This window comes from Microbacterium sp., from assembly GCF_036277215.1.
GTDB lineage: Bacteria > Actinomycetota > Actinomycetes > Actinomycetales > Microbacteriaceae > Microbacterium.
On sequence record NZ_DASUNI010000146.1, the window covers coordinates 1 to 18,198 of the forward strand.

17 protein-coding genes and 1 tRNA gene are annotated in these 18,198 nt (G+C 69.4%); 10 read left to right on the forward strand and 8 right to left on the reverse strand.

Annotated elements, in window-relative coordinates:
• The 3 genes from VFX99_RS07430 to glgX form a co-directional block, all read right to left on the reverse strand.
• Nucleotides 1-261: GlgB N-terminal domain-containing protein (locus VFX99_RS07430; protein WP_414684335.1), on the reverse strand; the 261-nt coding region annotated here is incomplete at its 3' end.
• The gene (locus tag VFX99_RS07435) at nt 258-2,342 is read right to left on the reverse strand and encodes an alpha-1,4-glucan--maltose-1-phosphate maltosyltransferase (protein ID WP_414684336.1); all 2,085 of its coding nucleotides are present in this window, start codon (nt 2,340-2,342) and stop codon (nt 258-260) included. The genes VFX99_RS07430 and VFX99_RS07435, both read right to left, overlap by 4 nt.
• A 62-nt stretch (nt 2,343-2,404) precedes the next feature.
• Nucleotides 2,405-4,492 carry a glycogen debranching protein GlgX gene (gene glgX / locus VFX99_RS07440; RefSeq protein ID WP_329665662.1) on the reverse strand — a complete coding sequence of 696 codons (2,088 nt, stop codon included), beginning with the start codon at nt 4,490-4,492 and terminating at the stop codon, nt 2,405-2,407.
• A 56-nt stretch (nt 4,493-4,548) separates the two neighbouring features.
• Between glgX and VFX99_RS07445 the strand changes: the two genes are divergently transcribed.
• The 4 genes from VFX99_RS07445 to VFX99_RS07460 all read left to right on the forward strand — a co-directional run bounded on the left by VFX99_RS07445 (nt 4,549) and on the right by VFX99_RS07460 (nt 9,585).
• On the forward strand, nt 4,549-5,763 hold the full coding sequence (locus VFX99_RS07445; RefSeq protein WP_329665663.1) for a cysteine desulfurase family protein: 1,215 nt from the start codon (nt 4,549-4,551) through the stop codon (nt 5,761-5,763).
• 24 nt (nt 5,764-5,787) lie between these two features.
• A complete protein-coding gene (gene mnmA / locus VFX99_RS07450; protein WP_329665664.1) occupies nt 5,788-6,888 on the forward strand; it encodes a tRNA 2-thiouridine(34) synthase MnmA in 1,101 nt (366 codons plus the stop codon).
• 68 nt (nt 6,889-6,956) lie between these two features.
• Nucleotides 6,957-9,269, forward strand: coding sequence for an NAD-dependent DNA ligase LigA (ligA, locus tag VFX99_RS07455; protein ID WP_414684337.1), 2,313 nt, complete (start codon nt 6,957-6,959; stop codon nt 9,267-9,269).
• A gap of 7 nt (nt 9,270-9,276) precedes the next feature.
• Nucleotides 9,277-9,585, forward strand: coding sequence for a YciI family protein (locus VFX99_RS07460; protein ID WP_329665665.1), 309 nt, complete (start codon nt 9,277-9,279; stop codon nt 9,583-9,585).
• A 19-nt stretch (nt 9,586-9,604) separates the two neighbouring features.
• Here VFX99_RS07460 and VFX99_RS07465 read toward each other — a convergent pair whose 3' ends face one another.
• Nucleotides 9,605-11,305: a long-chain-fatty-acid--CoA ligase gene (locus tag VFX99_RS07465; protein ID WP_329665666.1), complete on the reverse strand. Its 1,701-nt coding sequence runs from the start codon at nt 11,303-11,305 to the stop codon at nt 9,605-9,607.
• A 68-nt stretch (nt 11,306-11,373) separates the two neighbouring features.
• Between VFX99_RS07465 and gatC the strand changes: the two genes are divergently transcribed.
• Genes gatC through VFX99_RS07495 form a run of 6 tightly spaced genes read left to right on the forward strand, consistent with a single transcriptional unit; the run spans nt 11,374 to nt 16,948 of the window.
• Entirely contained in the window at nt 11,374-11,673 is a 300-nt protein-coding gene (gatC, locus tag VFX99_RS07470) for an Asp-tRNA(Asn)/Glu-tRNA(Gln) amidotransferase subunit GatC (protein WP_329665667.1), read from the forward strand.
• A complete protein-coding gene (gene gatA, locus VFX99_RS07475; RefSeq protein WP_329665668.1) occupies nt 11,670-13,202 on the forward strand; it encodes an Asp-tRNA(Asn)/Glu-tRNA(Gln) amidotransferase subunit GatA in 1,533 nt (510 codons plus the stop codon). The genes gatC and gatA overlap by 4 nt, the downstream gene beginning before the upstream one ends.
• A gap of 1 nt (nt 13,203) precedes the next feature.
• Entirely contained in the window at nt 13,204-14,703 is a 1,500-nt protein-coding gene (gene gatB / locus VFX99_RS07480; RefSeq protein ID WP_329665669.1) for an Asp-tRNA(Asn)/Glu-tRNA(Gln) amidotransferase subunit GatB, read from the forward strand.
• Nucleotides 14,704-14,743: 40 nt separating this feature from the next.
• Nucleotides 14,744-16,003, forward strand: a complete 1,260-nt coding sequence (dinB, locus tag VFX99_RS07485) for a DNA polymerase IV (RefSeq protein WP_329665670.1) — start codon at nt 14,744-14,746, stop codon at nt 16,001-16,003.
• A gap of 56 nt (nt 16,004-16,059) precedes the next feature.
• Nucleotides 16,060-16,380, forward strand: coding sequence for a hypothetical protein (locus VFX99_RS07490; protein ID WP_329665671.1), 321 nt, complete (start codon nt 16,060-16,062; stop codon nt 16,378-16,380).
• The gene (locus VFX99_RS07495) at nt 16,355-16,948 is read left to right on the forward strand and encodes a hypothetical protein (protein ID WP_329665672.1); all 594 of its coding nucleotides are present in this window, start codon (nt 16,355-16,357) and stop codon (nt 16,946-16,948) included. Before VFX99_RS07490 ends, VFX99_RS07495 begins: the two co-directional genes overlap by 26 nt.
• Before the next feature lie 6 nt (nt 16,949-16,954).
• Here VFX99_RS07495 and VFX99_RS07500 read toward each other — a convergent pair whose 3' ends face one another.
• From VFX99_RS07500 to VFX99_RS07515, 4 genes are all read right to left on the reverse strand, one after another.
• Entirely contained in the window at nt 16,955-17,458 is a 504-nt protein-coding gene (locus VFX99_RS07500; protein WP_329665673.1) for a DUF2017 family protein, read from the reverse strand.
• Nucleotides 17,455-17,763, reverse strand: coding sequence for an ATP-dependent Clp protease adapter ClpS (clpS, locus tag VFX99_RS07505; RefSeq protein WP_329665674.1), 309 nt, complete (start codon nt 17,761-17,763; stop codon nt 17,455-17,457). The genes VFX99_RS07500 and clpS overlap by 4 nt, the downstream gene beginning before the upstream one ends.
• Complete coding sequence (locus tag VFX99_RS07510) at nt 17,754-18,104, reverse strand: metallopeptidase family protein (RefSeq protein ID WP_329665675.1); 351 nt, start codon at nt 18,102-18,104, stop codon at nt 17,754-17,756. Before VFX99_RS07510 ends, clpS begins: the two co-directional genes overlap by 10 nt.
• Nucleotides 18,105-18,180 (reverse strand) — tRNA-His (locus tag VFX99_RS07515).
• Nucleotides 18,181-18,198 lie beyond the last annotated feature (18 nt).

The following is an 18,198-nucleotide window of genomic DNA, read 5'->3' on the forward strand; positions in this document are numbered from 1 at the left end:
GTATGTCGTGATGAGCTGGTAGCTGCCCCCGTCGCCGGATTTTTGGCCCTCCCAGATCCCGGCGCGAACGTGCTCGAGAGGAACGCGCGTGCCGTCGTGGAACACCGCGGTGACGCTCTGGGCCAGCGGGCGCCGGGCCCCGATGGTCCACTCCGGCGCGCCCTCCGCGTCCGTCCCGAGGTGCATGCCGAGAACGGAATGCGGGTCGTGGTGGGATCCGGCGGCGACGGCGTCCAGCAGGTTGTCAGTCGTGGTGGTCATGAAGACTCCTTCACGTGCAGAATGTGGACCGGTTCAGTGAAGGCGTCGAGCTTGACGAAGTTGTGGTCGGACCAGGTCCACTGCTCGCCTGTGACGAGATCCTCCACCTCGAACGGCTCACCCGGCTCGACGCCCCACACACGGGTGTCGAGGTGAACCATCGTCTGTCGCACCGAATGCGGATCGACGTTCGCGACGACCAGGATCGTGTCCGAACGGCCGGTCGGGGACAGCTCGCCGGGGATCCGCTTCGAGAACACGAGGATCGCGTCGTCGTCGCTCCAGTGCACGCTGAGGTTGCGCAGCTGTCCGAGCGCAGGATGCTGCCGTCGGATCTCGTTCAACCGCGTGAGGTACGGCGCGAGCGAATCGCCGCGCGCCTCGGCATCCGCCCAGTCCCGCAGCTTGTACTCGTACTTCTCGTTGTCGATGTTCTCTTCGGATCCGGGCCGCGCGACGTTCTCGAACAGCTCGTACCCCGCGTACACGCCGTAGGTCGGCGCGCCGGTCGCAGCGAGCGCGGCGCGGATCTTGTATGCCGGCCGGCCGCCGAACTGCAGATACTCGGTCAGGATGTCGGGGGTGTTCACGAAGAGATTCGGCCGCAGATAGTCCGCGGTGTCACGGGCGAGACCGGTGAGGAATTCCTCGAGCTCGAGCTTCGTGTTCCGCCACGTGAAGTACGTGTAGCTCTGCTGGAATCCGGCCAGCGCAAGGCCCTGCAGCGGGGCGGGTCGCGTGAACGCCTCCGCGAGGAAGACGACGTCCGGGTGGTCGGCCGACACGGTCGCGATCAGCCATTCCCAGAACTGCAGCGGCTTGGTGTGCGGGTTGTCGACCCGGAAGATCTTGACCCCCTGCGCGATCCAGTGCCGGATCACGCGCAGAGCCTCGTTCCGGATGCCGTCCGGATCGTTGTCGAAGTTGATCGGGTAGATGTCCTGGTACTTCTTGGGCGGGTTCTCGGCGTAAGCGATGCTGCCGTCCGGCAGCGTCGTGAACCACTCCGGGTGGGCGGTGACCCACGGGTGATCGGGAGCGGCCTGGAGGGCGAAATCGAGCGCGACCTCGAGCCCCTCGGCCCGGGCGGCGCGGACGAACGCCCGGAAGTCGGCGAGCGTTCCCAGATCGGGGTGCACGGTGTCGTGTCCACCCTCCTCGGCGCCGATCGCCCACGGCGATCCGGGATCCCCGGGCTGCGGGTCGAGGGTGTTGTTGCGCCCCTTGCGATTCAGCCGGCCGATGGGATGGATGGGCGGCAGGTAAAGCACATCGAAGCCCATCGCGGCCACACCGGGAAGCCTGCGGACGGCCGAGCGGAACGTGCCGCTCTTGATCGTGCCGTCCTTCAGCAGGCGCGCCCCCTCCGAGCGGGGGAAGAACTCGTACCAGGCGCCGACGCCGGCCCGCTCCCTCTCGACGAGCAATTCGAGATCCGGTCCGACGGTCTGGAGCGAGGCCAGGGGTCGCGCGGCGAAGAACGCCGCGAGCGCCGGATCATGCACGACCTCGAGGACCGCCTCCTCGCTCGCGCCGGGATCGCGCAGGGTCTTCGCGGCGTTCTGCAGCTGCCTCCTCTCCGCGGCCGGTCGCGACTTGTCGACGGCCGCGCGATCGAACAGCTGGGCACCCATTTCCCGCATGACCGGTACGTCGACACCGGCGGCGATCTTCACATCCGCTGCGTGCTCCCACGTGGCGAAGTCGTCGGCGAACGCCTCGAACCGAAACCGCCACACGCCCTCCTCGAGCGGCGCGATCGCGGTCTCCCAGCGGTCGAATCCATCGTTGAGGGGATGCAGCCGGTGCAGCGATTCGTCGCCCGACGGGGAGAAGAGCCGCACGTGCACACCGATGCGATCATGACCTTCGCGGAACGAGGTCGTGCGGAACGGGACGACCTCTCCGGCGTAGGCGCTGGGCCGGAACTTCCCATCCGGAACCGAGGGTGAAGGGAGCGCGAGCGGGATGCGCGGGGTGGTCGTCGTGCGTTCGGACTGCGCATCGGCTGCCGCTCGGACCGGGATCGGAGAGGCGCTGCGCCAGGGGGATGTGCGCGCTGTGCGCGTCGTCGTGGCCACCTCTCGAACCTACCGCGCACCCCGCCGAGAGGACAGACTATGGCGCGCCGGATCGCCGTGGCCTACTGTGCGCGGAACAGCCGCATCGACGTTCCGACGAGCGGCACGACGTCGCCGGGATGGAATTCCGCGGCGGCCGGATCCGGGGACTCGTCCTCGCTCGACCACAGCGACACGAAGGTCGAAACCCCTTCGATGGCGGGAAGTGTGACGTCGACCGGCTGCTCGTTGCCGTGCACCATGAGAAGGATCCGGTTGAACTCCTCGCGCTCGGGTGTCGATGCGGCCACGTACTGCATTGTGCGGTTGGCCGGGTCGGTCCACTGGTCGAGGAGCATGGTCTCGCCGTTCTGGTCGTACCACTCCATGACCGACGCCGACGGGGTGCGCTCGTTGAGCTTGGCGAACCGGATCGGACGCAGCGCCGGGTTCTCACGACGCAGCTGGGTCAGACGCTGGACGTGCGCGAACAGATCCTCCTGCCACGGCGCGTGCTGCCACGGCAGCCAGGTGAGCGCGGAGTCGTGGCAGTAGGCGTTGTTGTTGCCGCGCTGCGTGCGGGCGAACTCGTCGCCGGCGGTGATCATGGGCACCCCGGCGGAAAGCAGGAGGGTGCCGAGCAGGTTGCGCATCGCTTTGCGCCGGGTGGCGAGGATCCCCTCGTCCGCGGTGGGACCCTCGGCGCCGTGGTTGAACGAGCGGTTGGTGTCGGCGCCGTCCCGGTTCTGCTCGCCGTTGCCCACATTGTGCTTGACGTCGTAGGAGACCAGATCGCGCAGTGTGAACCCGTCGTGCGCGGTGACGAAGTTGACGCTCGCGAGGGGCCCGCGCTCGACGTCGAACGTGTTCGAGGAGCCTGACAGGCGCGTCGCGAAACCGCCGATGCCGACCGGCGCCGTCGATGCGCGGCGTGCGTAGTCGACATCGCTCAGCCAGAAGTTGCGGACACGGTCGCGGTAGCGGTCGTTCCACTCGAGCCAGCCGTCGCCGAAGTTTCCGGTCTGCCAGCCGCCCATGCCCACGTCCCACGGCTCGGCGATCTTCTTGACGCCCGCGAGCGCGGGATCGTCGATGATCGCGCGCAGCAGCGGGTGGTCGGGAGTGAACCGATGGGCGCCGTCCCGTCCGAGTGTCGCGGCGAGGTCGAAGCGGAAGCCGTCGATCTGAACGTCGTTCGCCCAGTACCGGAGAGAGTCCAGGACCAGGCGCGCCGCGGCATCCGTCGTCGTGTTGACGGAGTTGCCGCATCCCGTCACGTCGATGTACTCGCCGTTGTCGTGCTGGCGGTAGTACGAGCGGTTGTCGATGCCGCGCAGGCTCGTACGCGGCCCGCCGAGGCCCTCCTCGGCGGTGTGGTTGTAGACGACGTCGAGGATCACTTCGAGACCGGCCGCGTGCAGGAGCTTCACCATTCCCTTGAACTCGCGCAGGATCGCTTCCGGGCCGTGCCGGCGATTGGCCTCGGTGGCGTACGCGCCGTGCGGCGTGAAGAAGTTGAGGGTGTTGTAGCCCCAGTAGTTGGTGAGCCCGTGCTGGAGCAGGCGCGGCTCGGTCGCGAACGCGTGGATCGGAAGCAGCTCGATGCTCGTGACGCCGAGCCGCAGGAAGTGCTCGATCATGGCGGGGTGCGCGAGGCCCGCATAGGTCCCGTGCAGCGCAGGCGGCACGAGTGGATGCCGCTTGGACATGCCTTTGACATGGCCCTCGTAGATGATCGTGCGATCCAGCGGCACGTCGGGCTTGGAGACCCCGCCCCAGTCGAAACCGCCGTCGATGACGACGGAGCGCCAGTCCTCGAACCCGCCGCTGACCAATCCCTTGGAATACGGCTCGACCAGCAGGGTGCCGCTGTTGAACGTGTTGCCGGTCCCATGGGGTCCGTCGACGCGGATCGAATACCGGGTGCCGGCGCGCAGGAGCGGGGTCGTGATGCTCCACACATCCCCGCCGACCGGCTGCAGGGGGATCGTGTCGGTGATCCAGTCGAGGTCGCTGTCGTCGAAGACCAGGAGTTCGACGTCTCCGGCGGATGCCGACCAGACGCGCAGCGTCCCGCCCTCCGGCCCGAGCGTGACGCCGAGGTCGTCGAGGTCGGAACTGAGCAGCCCCGCACCGGGGGCTATCCCGGCGAGGGAGTCGGACGAAACCATGCGCTCTACAGTAGTAATGCTGCGGGTATGCGGGTTACGTCGAGCGGGGGACAAGCATGGTCGTCTACCTCGACCACGCCGCGTCCACGCCCCTGAGGGCGGAGGCGCGAGACGCGTGGCTCGTGGCGACCGAGGCGGTCGGCAACGCCTCCTCGATACACAGCGCGGGTCAGTCGGCGCGGCGGCTGCTCGAGGACTCGCGCGAGCGCCTCGCCGCGGCGCTGGACTGCGATCCGATCGAGGTCGTGTTCACATCGGGCGGCACGGAATCCGTGAACCTCGGGATCACCGGGCTCTACCGTGCTCGCCGGGAATCGACGGGGCTCACAGCGATCGTCGCCCCTGTCGGGGAGCATCACGCGACGCTCGACACGCTGAACTGGCTGCACGCTCATGAGGTCGCCGAGCTCGAGTGGGTGTCGATCGACCGGAACGCCCGCGTGGACCTCGATGCGTGGGATGCCGCAGTGGGCGGCGGGGATGCCGCGGCGGCCACCGTGCTCGCGGCGAACAACGAGGTGGGCACGCTGCAGCCGCTCGTCGAGGCATCCGCCGCGTGCGTGCGCGCCGACGTGCCCCTGCACGTGGATGCCGTCGGCGCCTTCGGGCACGCTCCGCTCTCCTTCCGCGGACTGCGGCGGGATTCCGGTTCCGGCAGCGCCGGGCTGGTGGCGCTGAGCGTGGCCGCTCACAAGCTCGGCGGACCGGTGGGCGTCGGCGCTCTCGTGGTTTCACGCGAGGCGCGGGTCGAGCCGCTCCTGCACGGCGGGGGACAGCAGAGGGGATTGCGGGCGGGCACGCAGGACGCCGCGGGTGCCGCGGCGTTCGCGATCGCCGCGGAGCTCGCGGTCTCGGAGCTCGCCGTCGAAGCGGCGCGTGCCAGTGCGATGCGGGATCGGCTCGAGGCCGGCCTGCGTGAGCGGATCCCCGAGATCCAAGTGTCGGCGGCGGGTGCGGAGCGCCTTCCCGGCCACCTGCATGCGGTGTTCCCCGGAGCGCAGGGCGATTCGCTGCTGCTGCTGCTGGACGGCGCCGGCATCGCGGTGTCGACGGGCTCGGCGTGTCAGGCGGGGGTGCCGGAGCCGTCGCACGTGGTGCGCGCGATGGGGCTGAGCGATGCCGCCGCTCGCAGCGCTCTGCGCATCACGATCGGTCGCACGACGAGTGAGGCCGACGTCGACGCGGTCATCGCCGCGCTGCCCGCGGCCTACGAGCGGGCCCGTACGGCCGGTCTCTCGTCGCGCCGCGTGGGCGTTCCCAGGCTCGGCTGAGCCGCACGCTCGTAGACTCTTCGCATGCGTGTGCTGGCGGCGATGAGTGGCGGGGTGGATTCCGCCGTGGCCGCTGCGCGCGCCCTTGACGCGGGTCACGATGTCGTCGGCGTCCACCTGGCTCTCTCCCGCGCGGGCGGGACCCTGCGTGCCGGCAGCCGTGGATGCTGCACGATCGAGGACGCGATGGACGCCCGTCGCGCCGCCGACCGTCTCGGCATCCCGTTCTACGTGTGGGACTTCTCCGAGCGGTTCCGCGACGACGTGATCGAAGACTTCGTCGCCGAGTACAGCGCGGGTCGTACGCCGAATCCCTGCATGCGCTGCAACGAGCGGATCAAGTTCGCCGCGGTGCTCGAGAAGGCCCTCGACCTCGGGTTCGACGCCGTCTGCACGGGTCATTACGCGATCCTGCGCGATGGCCCCTCCGGCGAGCCGGAGCTGCATCGCGCGAGCGATGCCGCGAAAGATCAGTCCTACGTCCTCGGGGTTCTGACGGGCGAGCAGCTGGCACACACGCTCTTCCCGCTGGGCGAGACGCCGTCCAAGGCGCTGGTGCGCGCCGAGGCACAGGCACGCGGGCTGACCGTGGCGCACAAGCCCGACAGCCACGACATCTGCTTCATCCCGGACGGCGACACGCGGGGCTGGCTCGCCGACCGGGTCGGTGCCGAACGGGGCGAGATCGTCGACCGCTCCGGCGCCGTCGTCGGCTCGCACGAGGGCGCGCACGCGTTCACGGTCGGCCAGCGGCGCGGTCTGGCGATCGGCGTGCCCGCACCGGACGGCAGGCCCCGCTTCGTGCTCGAGGTGCGTCCGGTCTCCAACACGGTCGTCGTGGGCCCGAAGGAGGCGCTCGCCACCGCCGCGATCTCGGGGCAGAAGCACACGTGGGCGGGCGCGGCACCCGTCTCCTCGGAATTCCCGTGCCACGTGCAGATCCGCGCGCACGCCGATCCGGTGCCGGCGCGCGCGATCGTGGGCGCGGGCACGGTGACGGTGACGCCGGACTCGCCGCTGGACGGCGTCGCGCCCGGCCAGACGGCGGTCCTGTACGAGGGGACCCGCGTGCTCGGGCAGTTCACGATCGATCGCACCGTTTCTGCAGTGCCCGCCGGGGTTTGAAACCGCGCTGCTGATCCGCGCTGCACCAGGACGACCTGCTGTCGCAGGGGACTTCTAGACTTGCGGTCGTGACGGACGCCGCTACAGACGCAGGTGCCGCAGCCGGCGCCGATATCGCCCACCTGCCGCTCGAGAGCGCACGCGCCGAGGCGGTGCGACTCACCGAGCTGATCCTCGGGGCGCGGGACGCGTACTACGGCCGGGATGCCGAGATCGTCGATGATGCGACCTACGACGGCTGGATGCATCAGCTCGAGGCGATCGAGCGCCTCCACCCGGAGCTGCAGGGTCAGGATTCGCCGACCCTGTCCGTCGGCGCGGCATCCGGAACGCTGTTCGCACCCGTGGAGCACGCCGAGCGGATGCTCAGCCTGGACAACGTGTTCAGCGACGCGGAGTTCCTCGCCTGGGCTGCGAAGGTGGAGCGCGATGCGGGCAGGCGGGTGCACTACCTCTGCGAGCTGAAGATCGACGGGCTCGCGCTGTCTCTGCGGTACGAGCACGGCCGGCTGGTCTCGGCGGCGACGCGCGGCGACGGGCGGGTCGGAGAGGACGTCACAGACAACGTCCGCCAACTGCGCGGCATCCCGCCGCGCCTCCTCGGCGACGGACATCCGGCTCTGGTCGAAGTGCGCGGCGAGGTCTTCTTCAACGTCGCCGACTTCGAATCGCTCAATGCCTACCAGGAGAAGATGGGCGATCGTCTGTTCGCGAATCCCCGCAACGCGGCGAGCGGCTCGCTGCGGCAGAAGACCGAGGGTAAGAACCAGCGGCAGCTCGATGCGATGCACCAGCGGCTGTCCCGTCTGCGCATGACCGTGCACGGCATCGGGGCCTGGCCGGATCCGCCGGTGTCCACCCAGAGCGAGATCTACGAGCTGCTGGCCTCATGGGGACTTCCGACCAGCGCCTACTTCACCGTGGCGGATTCCGCCGAGGCCGCCGATGCGTTCATCCAGCACTACGGCGGGCACCGCCACGACGTCGAGCACGAGATCGACGGCATCGTGGTCAAAGTCGACGAGCTCGCCCTGCACGATGAGCTGGGCGCCACGAGCCGAGCTCCGCGCTGGGCCATCGCCTACAAGTACCCGCCGGAGCAGGTGAACACGAAACTGCTCGACATCGTCGTGTCGGTAGGCCGCACCGGCCGCGCGACGCCGTTCGCCGTCATGGAGCCGGCACGGGTGGCCGGGAGCGTCGTCCGGCAGGCGACGCTGCACAACCAGGATGTCGTCAAGGCCAAGGGCGTGCTGATCGGCGACACCGTCGTGCTCCGGAAGGCGGGCGACGTGATCCCGGAAGTGCTCGGCCCGGTCGTCGAGCTGCGCGACGGCACCGAGCGTGCGTTCGTGATGCCCGCCGACTGTCCGGAGTGCGGATCCCGCCTCGCCCCAGCGAAAGAGGGCGACATCGACCTCCGGTGCCCCAACGCGCGTTCGTGCCCTGCGCAAGTGCGCGGGCGCGTCGACCACATCGGGTCGCGCGGGGCGCTGGACATCGAGGGACTCGGCGAAGTGTCGGCGGCGGCGCTGACGCAGCCGGTTCGGCCTGAGATCCCTCCGCTCATCACGGAGGCGGGGCTGTTCGACCTCGGCGCGGAGGACCTGTTCGCGATCGACGTGGTCGTGCGGGATGCCGAGACCGGCCTGCCCCGCCTGCTCGAAGACGGCACTGCGGACACCCGATCACCCTTCCGCCGTCAGCGCAAGAAGAGCGATCCGGCCTTCCGTACGGACGGCCCGTTCGACGGCGACGCCGGTCACATCCTGTCGGCTGCGGCCACGCAGCTGCTGGTGAACCTCGAGGCCGCCAAGACCAAAGAGCTGTGGCGCTTTCTGGTCGCGCTCAGCGTACGCCACGTCGGTCCGGTCGCCGCTCGCGCGCTCGCCCAGTGGTTCGGGTCGATCGACGCCATCCGGGCGGCATCCCGCGACGAGCTCGCGGCCGTGGAGGGCGTGGGCGGGATCATCGCCGACTCCCTCACCGATTGGTTCGACGTCGATTGGCACCGCGACATCGTGGAGCGGTGGGCGGCCGCCGGAGCGCAGTTGGCGACGCCGGGGCATCCAGGTCCCGGTGCCGCCTCGGTGGAGGGCGGTGTGCTGGAGGGGTTCACCGTAGTAGCGACCGGATCTCTCGAAGGATACAGTCGCGAGGGCGCGCAGCAGGCGATCCTGGACGCCGGCGGTAAGGCTGCATCGAGCGTGTCGAAGAAGACCGACTTCGTCGCCGCAGGGCCGGGTGCGGGCTCGAAGCTCGCCAAGGCGGAGGAGCTGGGCGTGCGGATCATCGACGCGGCGCAGTTCCACGTGCTGGTGACCCGAGGTCCGGATGCGCTGGACCCGCCCGCGTCCGCGACCGTCGAGACAGAGGGGTGAGCGGCCGATGACGCAGTGGGTATACCGGATAGTCCCGACGCGGCCTGAGATGGTCGCCGCTGCGACCGACGAGGAAACCGCGATCGTCGCCGAGCACTTCGGCTACCTGGTCGCGCTGAAGGAAGCGGGCATCCTCATCCTGGCAGGCAGAACGCAGGTGGAAGAGGGGACGTGGGGCATCACGATCTTCGAGGCACCCGATGAGACTTCCGCCCGCGCGGTCATGGAGACCGATCCGGCCGTCGCGGCGGGCGTCATGAGCGCGACCCTCTACCCGTATGCGGTCGCGGTGGCACGCGACGGTCTCGCCGACTGAGCCCGGCGGGCGCCGGCGGTCAGCCGCCTGCCGTCAGCTCCAGCAGCGAGTCACGGACCTGGCGGCGCAGCACTTTTCCGATGAGCGACTTCGGCAGCTCCTCCACGATGAAGATCCGCCGCGGAACCTTGTACGGCGTGAGGATGCTGCGCGCGAACTCGCGAACCGACTCCACATCGATGTCAGCGCCGGGTGCGGCGACGATCGCTGCGACGACCTGCTCGCCGGACTGTGCGCTGGGCAGGCCGACGACCGCGGCATCCTCGACCTGCGGATGCTGGCGAAGCGCGATCTCGACCTCGGTCGGCGCGACGTTGAATCCCCCGGTGATGATGAGCTCCTTGATGCGATCCACGATCCGCACGAAGCCCGCCTCGTCCACGGTCACGATGTCGCCGGTGCGGAACCAGCCGTCGATGAAGACCTTCTCGGTCTCTTCGGGCTTGCCGTAGTAGCCGCTGAACACCTGCGGACCGCGCACGATCAGCTCGCCGCGCGCGCCGGGTGCGACATCCGTCGCCGGGTCGTCCGGGTCCACGACCCGCAGCTCCGTCCCGGGCAGAGGCAGTCCGACCGTGCCCGGGACCCGGTTGTCGGCGACCGGATTGGCCATCAGCACCGGTGAGCATTCGCTCAATCCGTAGCCCTCGACGAGGTATCCGCCGGATGCCGCTTCGAACGGGACGACGAGCTCATGCGGCAGGGCCATCGCCCCGGATATCGCGATCTGCGTGCCGGCCAGCGACACGCCCTTCTCGCGCGCCGCCCTCAGGAGGCGGTCCGCGATCGGCGGCACGAGTGGAAGGAATGTCGCCGGGTGCTTGCGCGTGACATCGAGAACCATGTCGGGGTCGAAGCGAGGGAACAGCACGAGTCGCGCTCCCATCGACATGGCGAAGGTGAGGCAGAGCGTGAGCCCGTAGGCGTGGAACATCGGGAGCACCGCGTAGACGACGCAGCCGTCGCCGCGGACGATCGACGGGACCCATGCGCGCGCCTGCGCGGCGTTGGCGAGGAGGTTGCGGTGCGTCAGGGCGGCGCCCTTGGGCGAGCCGGTCGTCCCGCTCGTGTACTGGATGAGAGCGAGGTCGTCGGTGGCGGGCTTCGGATGCGACACCGGAAGAGGAGCCGTCTTCACGATGGATTCCCACGACACCGTGCCGGTCACCCTCTCGTGCAGAGCCGTGCGCGCCTCGCGAGCCCTCGCGACCGGCAGTCTCAGCGCCAGCCGCGTTCGCACAGGCATCGCGCGTGTGATGTCAACCGAGATCAGCGAGGTGACCGCGAGGTCGGCCGGAAACTCCTGGACGGTCGAGACGACCTTGCTCCAGACGATCGCGTGCTTGGCGCCGTGATCTTCGAACTGTTTTCGCAGCTCACGCGGGGTGTACAGCGGGTTGTGCTCGATGACGACCGCGCCGAGCCGCAGGATCGCGTAGAACGCCACGATGTGCTGGGGGCAGTTGGGCAGCACGATGGCTACCGGGTCGCCTGCCCGGACTCCCTGATCGCGCAGACCGGCGGCCGCGCGGTCGATCGCGTAGTTGAGTTCGCGATAGGAGGTCGTCCGGCCGAAGAACTGCAGGGCAGGGGCGTCCGGGTAGTCCCGAGCCGAGGCTTGGACGATGTCCACGAGCGACCCGGTGACGGGCGGCAGGTCTTCGGGCACCCCCTCGGCATAGCTGGCGATCCACGGACGGGGAGGCTCGTACGTCGTCACCCGATCAGCCTAGGGCGGTCTCCGCGGCGGCCGCAGGGCGCCGATGACAGACCGCCTAGACTTGGGGAGTGTCTGAAATCACCCCCGATCTCGTGCGCCATCTCGGCGTGCTCGCCAGGATCAAGCTGAGCGATGAGGAGGTCGAGCGGCTGACCGGGCAGCTCGACGTGATCGTCGACAACATCGCCAAGGTGTCGCAGGTGGCCACCCCCGAGGTGCCCGCGACGAGCCACCCGATTCCGCTGAAGAACGTCTACCGCGCCGACGAGGTCGGTCAGACGCTGACGCTCGCTCAGGCGCTCCAGAACGCGCCCGATGCCGCCGACGGCAGGTTCCGCGTGACCGCGATCCTGGGGGAGGAGCAGTGAGCGACGACCTCATCCGCCTGTCAGCGGCAGACCTCGCCGCGCAGCTCTCGTCGGGCGAGGTGTCCAGTGTCGAGGCGACGCAGGCGCATCTGGACAGGATCGCGGACGTCGACGGCGACATCCACGCCTTCCTGCACGTGAGCGACCACGCGCTCGACGTCGCCGCCGACATCGACAGGCGCCGCGCCACGGGGGAGGCCCTCGGCCCCGTCGCAGGCGTTCCCCTGGCGATCAAGGATGTCCTGGTCACGACCGACATGCCCTCCACCAGCGGCTCGCGGATCCTCGAGGGCTACCTGTCGCCGTTCGATGCGACCGTCGTGGCCCGCGCCCGCGCCGCAGGCCTGGTGCCCCTCGGCAAGACGAACATGGACGAGTTCGCGATGGGCTCCTCGACCGAGCACTCGGCATACGGAGCCACGCACAACCCCTGGGATCTCGACCGGATCCCGGGCGGATCGGGCGGCGGCTCCGCCGCAGCCGTCGCCGCCTTCGAGGCGCCGCTCGCGCTCGGCTCCGACACGGGCGGATCCATCCGCCAGCCTGCGCACGTCACCGGCACGGTCGGCTTGAAGCCGACCTACGGCGGCGTCAGCCGCTACGGCGCCATCGCGCTGGCATCGAGCCTCGACCAGGTCGGACCCGTCACGCGCACCGTGCTCGATGCCGGCCTCCTGCACGACGTGATCGGCGGCCACGACCCTAACGACTCGACCTCCCTCACCGACGTGTGGCCGTCCTTCGCGGATGCCGCACGGGAGGGGTCGCGCGGCGACGTGCTGCGCGGGCTGCGCGTGGGAGTGATCCGGGAGCTGCCCGACACCGGCTTCCAGGCCGGCGTGTCGGCCTCGTTCCGGTCCGCTCTGGCAATGATGGAAGCGCAGGGCGCCGAGATCGTCGAGATCAGCGCACCCCACTTCGAGTTCGGCGTCGCCGCGTACTACCTGATCCTCCCGGCCGAGGCATCCAGCAACCTGGCGAAGTTCGACTCGGTGCGGTTCGGCATGCGCGTGACGCCCTCGGGCAGTGCCACCGTGGAGGACGTCATGGCTGCCACGCGCGAGGCCGGTTTCGGCGACGAGGTGAAACGCCGCATCATCCTGGGCACCTATGCCCTGTCGGCGGGCTACTACGACGCGTACTACGGGTCGGCGCAGAAGGTGCGCACGCTCATCCAGCGCGACTTCGACGCTGCGTTCGCGCAGGTCGATGTCATCGCGACCCCCTCCGCGCCGACGACCGCGTTCCGGCTCGGCGAGAAGATCGACGATCCCATGCAGATGTACCTGAACGACGTCACGACCATCCCCGCGAACCTCGCCGGCGTCCCGGGTATCTCCATACCATCCGGACTGGCGCAGGAGGACGGCTTGCCCGTCGGCATCCAGTTCCTGGCAGCGGCCCGCCAGGACGCGACCCTGTACCGGGTCGGCGCAGCACTCGAAGCGCTGCTCGTCGACTCGTGGGGCGCGCCGCTGCTGGACCGTGCCCCCGTATTGCCGGCAGCCGTCCGGGGAGGTGTTGCCTGACATGGCTGAAGATCAGCTGATGGACTTCGACAAGGCGCTCGAGCTGTTCGAGCCCGTCCTCGGTTTCGAGGTGCACGTCGAGCTCAACACGAAGACCAAGATGTTCTCGGCCGCGCCCAACTCCTTCGGGCGGGAGCCGAACTCGGACCTGGCGCCGGTCGACCTGGGACTTCCCGGCTCGCTGCCGGTGGTCAATGAGCAGGCTGTTCGCTACTCGATCTCGCTCGGGCTGGCGCTCGGGTGCCAGATCGCGCCGTCCAGCCGCTTCGCGCGAAAGAACTACTTCTACCCCGACCTCGGCAAGAACTACCAGATCTCGCAGTACGACGAGCCGATCGCGTTCGAGGGGTCGGTCGAGGTGGAGCTCGCCGACGGAACGCGCGTGGTCGTGCCGATCGAGCGCGCCCACATGGAGGAGGACGCCGGCAAGCTCACCCATGTCGGCGGATCAACAGGGCGCATCCAGGGTGCGGAGTACTCGCTCGTGGACTACAACCGCGCGGGAGTGCCCCTCGTCGAGATCGTCACCAAGCCGATCTACGGCACCGAGCATCGTGCGCCGGAGATCGCCAAGGCGTACGTGCAGACGATCCGCGACATCGTCTTGGCTCTGGACATCTCCGACGCGCGCATGGAGCGGGGCAACCTGCGCTGCGATGCGAACGTCTCACTGCGGCCCCGCGGGCAGCAGAAGCTCGGCACCCGGACCGAGACCAAGAACGTGAACTCGATGCGTTCAGTGGAGCGTGCGGTGCGCTATGAGATCCAGCGTCAGGCGGCGATCCTGGCGAACGGCGGCTCCATCACGCAGGAGACGCGGCACTGGCACGAGGACACCGGTACCACCTCGCCGGGCCGCCCGAAGTCCGACGCCGACGACTACCGCTACTTCCCCGAGCCCGACCTGCTGCCCGTAGCCCCTTCGGCCGAGCTCATCGAGGAACTGCGAGCCGCGCTTCCCGAGCCGCCGGCCGAGCGCCGGCGCAGGCTCAAGAACGAATGGGGCTTCAGCGACCTCGAGTTCCAGGACGTCGCCAACGGCGGCCTGCTCGCCGAGGTCGCCGCGACGATCGCCGCCGGGGCGACGCCCGCCGCCGCACGCAAGTGGTGGACGGGCGAGATCACCCGCACCGCGAACGCGCACGGACGCGAGGCCGCCGAGCTCGTCTCGCCCGCCGACGTGGCGGCGCTGCAGGGTCTGATCGATGCCGGAACTCTGACCGACAAGCTCGCCCGACAGGTGCTCGAGGGCGTCATCCAGGGCGAGGGCACGCCTCAGGAGGTCATCGACCGGCGCGGCCTCGCGGTCGTCTCGGACGACGGGGCTCTCATCAGCGCGATCGACGCCGCGCTCGCCTCTCAGCCGGACGTGATGGCGAAGATCCGCGACGGCAAGGTCCAGGCCGCCGGCGCGGTCATCGGCGCGGTCATGAAGGCCATGCACGGTCAAGCGGATGCCGCGCGCGTGCGCGAGCTGATCCTCGAGCGGGCCGCGCAGTAGCGTCGAACGGGCTGTCGGCGGCTGCGGGGATCATCTAGTCATGGGACGGGGCGACGGAACGGGGCGCCTGGTCTCGCCCGAAGGCGCGGACGACGACGGGACCGGCATCCTGCATGTCGACATGGACGCGTTCTACGCGTCGGTCGAGGTGCTCGACGATCCGTCGCTGAAAGGCAAGCCCATCATCGTCGGCGGCTTCGAAGGGCGCGGGGTCGTATCCAGCGCGTCCTACGAAGCACGCCGATTCGGCGTCCGCTCGGCGATGTCGGTCGGCCAGGCACTGCGCCTGTGTCCCACGGCGATCACCGTGCGCCCCCACTTCGAACGCTATGTCGCCGTCTCCCAAGAGGTCATGCGCATCTTCCACGACGTGACGCCGCTGGTCGAGCCGCTCTCGATCGATGAGGCGTTCCTCGATGTGCGCGGCGCGCGCCGACTGTGGGGCACACCCGGCCAGATCGCTCGGATGCTGCGACAGCGTGTGCTCGACGAAACCGGCCTGACCTGCAGCATCGGCGTCGCCGCCACCAAGCATGTCGCCAAGATGGCATCCACGATCAGCAAACCCGACGGCCTGCTGATCGTCTCGGAGGCCGAGACCGCCGCCTTCCTCGCACCCCGTTCCGTGCGTGCGCTCTGGGGCATAGGACCCAAGTCCGCCGAGGTGCTCGAGGCGCGTGGCATCCACACCGTCGCGGACGTGCTCGAGACGCCGCGCGCGGTGCTGGATCGCGCGCTCGGCGGCGCGATGGGCGAGCGCATCTGGCACCTCGCGCGCGGAGTGGATGCGAGGAGCGTCGACACCGACCACGTGGAGAAGAGCGTCGGCCACGAGGAGACGTTCCTCACCGACATCGCCGATCCCGGCGTGCTGCGTTCCGAGTTCCGCCGCCTCGCCGATCGCGTCGGTGCGCGTCTGCGCGAGCACGGGTGGGAGGCACGCACCATCGCGATCAAGGTCCGGTTCGCCGACTTCACGACGATCAGCCGATCGCAGACCCTTCCCGAGCCCACCGCCGTCGGCCAGCGGATCGGCGAGGCGGCTCTGGACCTGTTCGCCTCGATCGAGCGATCACTTCCCGTGCGGCTGGTGGGTGTACGGGCCGAGAAGCTGCGCGCTGCCGGCGGCGGCGAGCCGATGCTGTGGGACGACGACGCCGAATGGCGGCGAGTCGAGGGTGCGCTTGACGACGCGACCGCGCGGTTCGGCCGCGGAGCGGTCACGCGCGCGACGCTGATCGGCGGTCCGCGCGGTGGAGGGTCGCTGCCCTCCCACCCCAAGCCGCCCCGCATGGATTGAGCGCCGACCCGCGCCCGGCGCTGGGCATGCCGCCCTCCGCCCGCTACCGTGGAGGCATGCCCAACATCGCACTCGAGCTCGGCAAGCAGTCCGCGTCCTTCGGCGTGAAAAGCGCCTACGGCGAGCAGGTGGACGTCGACGGCGTCCGCATCGTCCCGGTCGCCATCACGTGGTCCGGCTTCGGCGGAGGATCCGACGAGGCGGGCAACGGCGGCGGCGGAGGCGGCGGCTACGCCGTGCCGCTGGGCGCGTACGTGCGTCGCGGCGGAGATCTCCGGTTCGAGCCGAACATCGTCTCCTTCCTTGCGGTGGCGATTCCGTTCGTATGGGTCGCCGGTCGCGCCCTCAGCCGTGTCATCCGCGCCCTCAAGCGCTGACGCCGACCCGGTCACCGCCGCCCTCGAGATCGCGGCCACCCAAGTCCTCGCGGCGATCGTCGGCGTGGCCGCGTCGAATCCGGTCGTGCTCATCGACGGTCGCAGCGGCTCCGGGAAGTCCTCCTTGGCCCGCAAGCTGGTCGGGCGCTGGCCGCTGCGCGGGCGCGTGCAACTCGTCGCCCTCGATTCCCTCTACCCGGGGTGGGACGGCCTCGCCGAAGGCGTGCAAGCGGCCCGCGACCTGATTCTCCGCCCGCACGCGCGAGGCTTGATCGGCGTGTGGGAGCGATGGGACTGGGACGCGTCCGTTCCGGCGGAGGCCCATGCCGTCGACCCATCGCTGCCACTGATCGTCGAAGGCTCGGGACTGCTCACCGCCGAGACAGCCCGGCTCGGTGACGTGCGCGTGTGGCTCGAATCGCCGCCGCGATCGCGCATGCGGCGGGCGCTGGAACGAGACGGCGACGCCTTCCGACCGCACTGGACTCGGTGGGCCGAGCAGGAGGAGCGCCATATCGCGCGCAATGAGCCCACCCGTCTCGCGACGCACCTCTTCGCGATCCCGTAGGGCCGCTCAGTCGTCGCCGGTCGCGGCCTGCACCAGGCCGTCGAGTCGATAGCCGAGCCACTCGTAGATCCCGAACCGGGGATCGTCGACGTCGTGATCGTCCTCGCTCCGGATGTCCAAGCGCGTCGCGAGCACCAGCCTGATCGCAGCCAGACAGCGCAGCCACGCCCGGAGGGCGTCGGGTTGCAGCCGCAGCTCCACGAGTTCCATGAGCGCCTCGTCGTCCGGCTGGGCGTCGTCGGGCAGCGAGCCCGGCTCGCGGAGGGACTCGAGCACCTCCGCCGCATCCTGTCGGCGGCGCTCGAGCAGGTCGTGCTCCGTCACGTCACGGAAGTCCTGCGCCGCAGCCGCGTCGTCTGCGTAGGCGTCCGGAACGAGGCGAGCGATCGCCGGGTCGCCCGCCCCGCTCTCGGCGCCCTCGAGGAGCTCCGTGAACTGCGTCACCAGTCCCGCGAGGTGAGCGGCCTCCATCCGCGTCAGCTCGAGCACGACCGTGCGTGCGCCGCTCATCGCGGCGCCTGCCGGATCGTCGCCCACAGGCCGTAGTCGTGCATGGCCTGCACGTGCAGTTCCATCTGCTCCCGGGCACCTTCCGCCACCACGGCGTGGCCTTCATGGTGCACAGCAAGCATCAGCTGCTCGGCACGCGAGCGGTCGAAACCGAAGTATTCGCGGAAAACGTGCGTGACATAGCTCATGAGGTTGACCGGATCGTTCCACACGACCGTCTGCCAAGGCGGCGTCGTCTCCTCGTCGAGATGCGTGCCGACCTGCTCGTCCAGGTCAGGCGTCGCCAGCAGCACCATCAGGCCCATCCCAGTTCATGCAGTCGTTCGTCGTCGATCCCGTAGAAGTGCGCGATCTCGTGCACGAGCGTGGTGTGAACCTCGTCGCGCAACTCGCCCTCGCTGTCGCAGGCGGCCAGGTGCGGCTCGCGGTACACGATGATGCGGTCGGGCAGCTCGCCGACACCGTAGCGATCGCGTTCGGTGAGCGCCCATCCGTCGTAGAGACCCAGCAGATCGAGGCTTCCGTCCTCGGGACGGTCCTCGACGACGAACACGACATTGTCGAGTCCCTCGACCATGTCGTCGGGTAGCCGATCGAGCTCATCGACCACAAGTGACTCGAAAGCCGCGGCATCCATGTCAAGCATTGGGGTGAGTAACGGGACTTGAACCCGCGGCCCCCTGGACCACAACCAGGTGCTCTACCAACTGAGCTATACCCACCATGTCTCCCGCGCATGC